6 protein-coding genes are annotated in these 6,413 nt (G+C 69.4%); 2 read left to right on the plus strand and 4 right to left on the minus strand.

The features are described 5' to 3' along the window. Nucleotides 1–266 precede the first annotated feature (266 nt). The 3 genes from QH195_RS33285 to QH195_RS33295 all read right to left on the minus strand — a co-directional run bounded on the left by QH195_RS33285 (nt 267) and on the right by QH195_RS33295 (nt 3,010). Nucleotides 267–755, minus strand: coding sequence for a hypothetical protein (locus QH195_RS33285; RefSeq protein ID WP_280438320.1), 489 nt, complete (start codon nt 753–755; stop codon nt 267–269). A gap of 115 nt (nt 756–870) precedes the next feature. Then, the gene (cbiE, locus tag QH195_RS33290; protein WP_280438321.1) at nt 871–2,112 is read right to left on the minus strand and encodes a precorrin-6y C5,15-methyltransferase (decarboxylating) subunit CbiE; all 1,242 of its coding nucleotides are present in this window, start codon (nt 2,110–2,112) and stop codon (nt 871–873) included. Between the two features lie 133 nt (nt 2,113–2,245). Beyond that, nucleotides 2,246–3,010 carry an SDR family NAD(P)-dependent oxidoreductase gene (locus tag QH195_RS33295; RefSeq protein WP_280424140.1) on the minus strand — a complete coding sequence of 255 codons (765 nt, stop codon included), beginning with the start codon at nt 3,008–3,010 and terminating at the stop codon, nt 2,246–2,248. Between the two features lie 84 nt (nt 3,011–3,094). Between QH195_RS33295 and QH195_RS33300 the strand changes: the two genes are divergently transcribed. Beyond that, on the plus strand, nt 3,095–3,499 hold the full coding sequence (locus QH195_RS33300) for a pyridoxamine 5'-phosphate oxidase family protein (protein ID WP_280424139.1): 405 nt from the start codon (nt 3,095–3,097) through the stop codon (nt 3,497–3,499). Nucleotides 3,500–3,792: 293 nt separating this feature from the next. Here the strand turns inward: QH195_RS33300 and QH195_RS33305 are convergent, their stop codons facing one another. Next, nucleotides 3,793–4,926 (minus strand): M24 family metallopeptidase, encoded by a 1,134-nt coding sequence (locus tag QH195_RS33305; protein ID WP_280424138.1) that lies wholly within the window; start codon nt 4,924–4,926, stop codon nt 3,793–3,795. Nucleotides 4,927–4,997: 71 nt separating this feature from the next. Here QH195_RS33305 and QH195_RS33310 point away from each other — a divergent pair, with 71 nt between their 5' ends. Next, nucleotides 4,998–5,966 carry a 5'-3' exonuclease gene (locus tag QH195_RS33310; protein WP_280438322.1) on the plus strand — a complete coding sequence of 323 codons (969 nt, stop codon included), beginning with the start codon at nt 4,998–5,000 and terminating at the stop codon, nt 5,964–5,966. Nucleotides 5,967–6,413 lie beyond the last annotated feature (447 nt).

The following is a 6,413-nucleotide window of genomic DNA, read 5'->3' on the forward strand; positions in this document are numbered from 1 at the left end:
GTCTACTTCAGCGGGCAGCCCTGAGAATCCTGCTGCTGGGCGGTACCGGGGAGGCCCGGGAACTGGCCCACACACTCGCCGCCCAGACAGCACACGAGATCGTGAAATCACAATCCCGACGCGAATCCCCACCCGTCGGGTCCCCCGGGGCGGTCGGGTTTGGTTTCGGCGGCCGGGGTGCTTGCACACTATCTCGTGCCCGCGCGCGGCGGCGAGTGTGTGGGCCAGTTCCCGGGCCTCCCCGGTACCGCCCAGCAGCAGGATTCTCAGGGCTGCCCGCTGAAGTAGACCCTGGCCGAATCCGGCAGCGGCGGTCCACCGGCCACCGCGAGCCCAACACCGATGAATTGCGCCTGCGCCGGCGCACCCGCCACCGGGGTGGCCTGCGGAGTGACGGTCAGCCGGCTGCTGTCCTCGTCCACGGTGGTGGCGGCGATCAGCTGGCCGCCGGTCTGCTGGCTCAGCGGAATACTGGTGAGCCGTTCTCCGGCGGCATTGCGCAGCACGACCGCACGGTTGGCGGCATCGAGACCGAATGCACCTCCGGACACCGTGGTGACCAGCGATTTACCGGCCTCGGCGAGGGCCAGCGTGTAGTCGGCGCCGCGATCGTGTCCGGTGACCTCCAGGGCAGCGTTCGCCTGTTGTTCGACGGCCGGCGCCGCGGGAACGGGAGCGGCGTAGCCGGTGCCGGCGGCGATCCCGGTGGCTGCGGCCGCCATGATCGCGGTCGCGGCGAACTGCTTGTACTTCACTCGTGTTCTCCGACGTTTCGCGCGAGCCCGGTAACCCGCGCTCGGAACGCACCGGACATTACTCCCGCTGTCCGATCATCCATTCGAATGGCACCGTCACGCAGCAGCATCGGGCCTACACGCCCTTCACGACCGACCACTGTGTCACCGGTAGCTGCGGACGCCAGGTCGTGAAACGTCCGAGCGGCTCCCCGCGGTAGATCTGGAACCGGCGTAATTCCCCGCCGTACTCCGCAGACCACGAGTTCAGCAACGCCTCCGATTCCGCGGTGACCGCGTTGGCCACGAGCCGCCCGCCCGCGGGCAATCGCGACCAGCATCGAACGAACAGATCCGGCGTGGTGAGGCCGCCCCCGAGGAAGATCGCGTCGGGTGCACCCGGCAGCGCATCATCCGTGAGTTCGGCAACCGCCTCACCGCGCACCACGATCTCGGGAACGCCCAGCGCTGTGGCGTTTGCGGTGATCTGGTCGCGGCGTCGATCCAGGATTTCGAATGTCACCGCCCGGCAGGACGGATGCGTACGACACCATTCGATCGCGATACTGCCGGAACCGCCGCCGATATCCCACAGCGTCTCCCCCGGCGCCGGCGCCAGCGCGGCCAGGGTCAACGCACGGATCTCCGATTTGGTGAGTTGACCGTCGCCGGTGTAAGCGGAATCGGGCAGCCCCGGCAACCGGGTGAGACGCGGATGCCCGGGTTCGCCGGCCACCGCTATCGCCACAATATTGAGCGGGTCACCGGGCGGTTCCCGCCAGTCCGCGGCGCGGCCGGAGACCATCCGTTCGGCCGGGCCACCCAACTGCTCCAGCAAAGTCACCCGAGAGGGCCCGAACCCGTGCGATTGCAGTAACTCCACGATCTCGGCGGGCGTCCCGGCGTCCGCGCTGAGGACGAGTACGCGCCGTCCCTCGGCCAGTTCCGGAAGCATCCGTCGCACCGGCCGGCCGACCGCGCTCACGATGCTCACTTCGGGAAGCGGCCAGCCGAGCCGGGCGCAGGCCAGTGAAGCCGATGACGGCTGGGGCAGTACCCGCAATGATTCGGGACCGAGCAACCGCGCCAAGGTGGTACCGATGCCGTAGAACATGGGATCGCCACTGGCGAGGACACCGATCCGGGTACCGCGCAGCTCCGCCAGCAGGCCCGGTAGCGCCGGCACCAAAGGGGATGGCCAGCACTGCCGCTGGGCGGTGATCTCGTCCGGTAGCAACGCCAGCTGCCGATCCGACCCCAGCAATACCGCGCACTCCCGCAGCGCATCGCGCGACGCCTCCGGAAGCCCCGCCCAGCCGTCGGCGCCGATACCGACCACGGGAATACGGGGCCCGGCCCATTCCATGGCGACGCTCATACCGTGCCACCCCGAGTCATTCCTGGGGTAAAACCGCTCCGCGGGCCGGATATCCGCTGCGCCCGGCATACGACATACCGCAACCCCGCTCCGGCACCGCAATAATCAGGCTGCCACCGGCCGGTGCGCGCGCTCACCGCGGCAGCCGCCGCCAGACGGCCTGGGGCAGCAGGCGCATTCCGAAGAACACCGGGCGCAGGATCCCGGGAATCCAGACCCGGCCGGCACGGCGGCCCAGCGCACCCACGACCGCGTCGGCGACCTGGTCGGGAGTACTGGAGAACGGCGCCGGGCTCATCCCCTCGGTCATCCGGCCGATCACGAATCCCGGGCGGGCGAGCAGCAGATGCACCCCGGTACCGTGCAGTGCATCGGCCAGACCACTGGCGAAACCGTCCAGCCCGGCCTTGGCCGACCCGTAGACATAGTTCGCCCGCCGGACCCGGACTCCCGCCACCGAACTGAAGACGACCAGATGACCGCTGCCCTGGGCGCGGAACTCGTTGGCCAGCACGGTGAGGACGCTGAGCTGAGCGGTGTAGTCGGTATGCACAATGTCCAGCGCATGGCCGGGATCGGCCTCGGCGCGGGCCTGATCACCCAGCACACCGAATGCCAGGACCGCGACACCGACCGGTCCGTAGTCGGCGACGATCTTGGTCAGCAGCGCGGGATGGCTCGCGGTGTCGGCGGCATCGAATTCGACCGGATGAACCGCCGTCGCGCCGGCCGCGGTGAGCGCCGCGGTTTCGGTGTGCAGTTCCTCGCAACGCCGCGCGGCCAGGACCACGGCCCGGCCGGGGGCCAGCCGCAGCGCCACCTGCAGACCGATTTCGCTGCGTCCACCCAGCACCAGCACGGTTCCCGGGTCGATCCCTCGTGTACGACGCACAACCATGTGCTCAGTCTGTCATCCGGGGCCGGTCGTGATCCGCACCGGGAGACCCCGAGTCCGGTCCACGGCACCCGCTACGGTCCTCCTATGGCAACCCATACCGTCGAATTGTCGCCCGCCGCCGTCGAGTTCCTCACCGAACGGCATCTGGCCACCCTCACCACTCTGCGGTCGGACGGCACCCCGCATGTGGTGCCGGTGGGCTTCACCTGGGACGATGCTGCCGGGCTGGTCCGCGTCATCACCAGCGGCGGCTCGGTGAAGGCCCGCAACATCCGGCGGTCGGGCTATGCCGCGGTCGGCCAGGTCGACGGCCGGCGCTGGCTCACGCTGGAGGGCCCGGCCACGGTTCTGGACGATCCGGCGCAGGTCCGGGAAGCCGAACGCCGTTACGCCGAGCGTTATCGCACCCCGCGGGAGAACCCGGCCCGTGTGGTACTCGCCATCGAGGTGCGCCGGGTGCTGTGCGGGGTCGCGCTGCGGACTGCCTGAACCGCCGCGGTAGCCGCGGGAGACCGAAACCAGGCGGACCACCGCGGCGCCGAGGAAGGCCGCACGGCGGCCGCACGGGTAACCGGTTCGCGAGTCCTTTCGCGCTACCTTGCTGCTTCTCGACCGATTCGGAGGATGGTGTTCGCCGCGGAATCAGTGTGGCGCCCGTCTGCCGCGCACCTGCTGATGTTCGATCCTGCGACCGGATGGGACTGTTCTGCCACGGCCGATGCCGACGATCTCACCGGCACGGGGGTCGGGCCTGTGGGCACGGGCACCGGCCGGGCGAATCGTCAGGCGGGCAGCACGGTGAGTCCGTGCGGCCGCTGGTTCATCGACTCGCAACCGTCCTCGGTGACCACCACGATGTCCTCGATCCGGGCGCCCCATTCGCCGGGGAAGTAGATTCCCGGTTCGATACTGAAGGCCATCCCGGGGCGCAACTCCAGATCGTTGCCCGCGACGATGTACGGCTCCTCGTGCACCGAGAGGCCGATCCCGTGCCCGGTACGGTGCACGAACGCCGCACCCAGCCCGGCAGCCTCCAGCGGTTCGCGGGCCGCCGCGTCCACGGCCGCGGCCCGCACCCCGGGGCGGACGGCGGCAACCGCGGCGGCCTGCGCCCGTTCCAGTTCGGCGCAGCGGGCCGCGATCTCCGGATCGGGGTCGCCGAGTACGTAGGTGCGGGTGGAATCCGAGTAGTAGCCGGGTTCCACCGGACCGCCGATATCGATGACCACCACGTCACCGGCCTCGATGCGCCGGTCCGACACCTCGTGATGGGGTATGGCGCCGTTGGGCCCGCTACCCACGATGACGAACGCGGCTTCGGTATGCCCCTCCGCCACGATCGCGTCGGTGATATCTTTCCCGACCTCGGCCTCGGTGCGCCCCACCTGCAGGAATTCGCCCATTCGGGCATGGACGCGGTCGATGGCGGCGCCCGCGCGGCGCAGCGCTTCGACTTCGGCGTCGTCCTTGATCATGCGCATTTCCCGCAGGACCGGGGTCGCCGAAACGGGCAACCCGCTGAAACTGTGCGCGAGCGGCAGCAGATGCAACGCGGGCATGGCATCGGCGACCGCCACCCGCGACCCGATGTGCAGCGCCGACTGCACCAGGTCATAGGGGTTCACACCGTCCACCCAGTCCAGGACCCGCAGGCCCAGCTCGTCCACCGCGGACTCCTGTAGTCCGGCGACCTCCAGTTTCGGCACCACCACCGAGGGTGTGGCCTTATCGGAGGTGATCACCAGGCAGGTGAGCCGCTCGAACGATTGCGCGGCCGATCCGACGAGATACCGCAGGTCGGGGCCGGGGGTGATGAGCAGCGCGTCCAGATGCGCTTCGCGGATCAGCTGTACTGCCCGCTCCAGTCGCTGCTCGTAGATTTCCGCCGCGAACCGTGACTCCGTGTGCGCGCTCATGATCTCGAACTTACCCGGTGTCCGGGGGCGGTACACCGGATCGGTCGGTGGCGCCCGGTAGATTCCGGCGGGTGACTACGACCGAATCCGCGCCGCGTCCGCTGCTACTGCTGGACGGAGCGAGTCTGTGGTTCCGGGCTTTCCACGCCATCCCGGACAAGATCACCGCACCGGACGGTAGATCGGTGAACGCCCTGCGCGGGTTCACCGATATGGTGGCCGCCCTCATCACCCGGCACCGCCCCGCCCGCTTGGTGGTATGCCTGGATCTGGACTGGCGTCCGCAGTTCCGGGTGGATCTGGTGCCGACCTACAAGACGCATCGCCTGGATACTTCCGCGGACGCCGAACCCGGCGCCGAAGTGGTTCCGGACCGGTTGACACCGCAGGTCGAGATGATTCTGGAGGTGCTCGCGGCCGCCGGTATCGCCACCGGCGGCGCGGCCGGTCTCGAGGCCGACGATGTGCTCGGCACGCTGGCCTCCACCGAACGCTCCGACCCGGTGGTCGTGGTCAGCGGAGACCGCGATCTGCTGCAACTGGTCCGCGATACCCCCGCACCCCCGATCCGGGTGCTCTATGCCGGTCGCGGACTGGCCAAGGCCGAACTCTTCGGCCCCGCCGAGGTATCGGCCAAATACGGCGTACCGCAGGAGAATGCGGGCCCCGCCTATGCCGATATGGCCACATTGCGTGGCGATTCGTCCGACGGACTACCCGGTGCGGCGGGAATCGGCGAGAAGACCGCCGCCACTCTGATCAGCCGGTTCGGCTCGCTCGAGGCGTTACGTGCCGCGGTGGACGATCCCGGCGCCGAGCTCGCCCAGGGGATCCGCGCCAAACTCCGCGCCGCCGCCGGCTACCTCGAGGCCGCAGCACCGGTAACGCGGGTGGTCCGCGACGCCGACGTGATCCTGTCCCGCCCCGATATCCTGCATCCCATACCTGCCGATATCGATGCGCTCCAGGAACTGGCCACCAGCTACAACGCCGAGAGTCCGATCAAACGATTGGTCGCGGCCCTCGCCACCTGCGCCTGACCGTCGACGACCCGGCTTCGGCCGCTATCTCGGTCGTTCGGGCCGCCCAGGGCGAATCTGCCCGCATCGCCGCCCAGATGTCCGGGCGGACACTGTCCGTGCGCCGGGTCCCGATGCTCACACCGCCGACCGTCCGGAGACCACGGTAGCAAGCCGCCACCCTGAACCCGGACCACCGGCGATCTCCACCGAACCGAATGTGCCCGGCAACGCCGCCGAGTGTTACCTGGTCCTGAGAGGTATCGGCCCGTCCCGGCTTTCCGTGCACGGTCCGATGCGGCGTAGCCGCGAGTGCCGAGTGCGGAAACCAGGGCTTCAGGGGGCCGAAACCCGCGGCGCCCCCGGCCCCGCGGGGTCGGGGGAAATCAGCGCGGCCGGCCGCCCGCGGAGGGGCCGGGGGGCGTGGTGTTGTTTTTTTTTTAATTGTTGTGCTAGCCCCCCACCATA

The sequence above is a fragment of the Nocardia carnea genome (genome assembly GCF_029868855.1).
Lineage (GTDB): Bacteria > Actinomycetota > Actinomycetes > Mycobacteriales > Mycobacteriaceae > Nocardia > Nocardia carnea_A.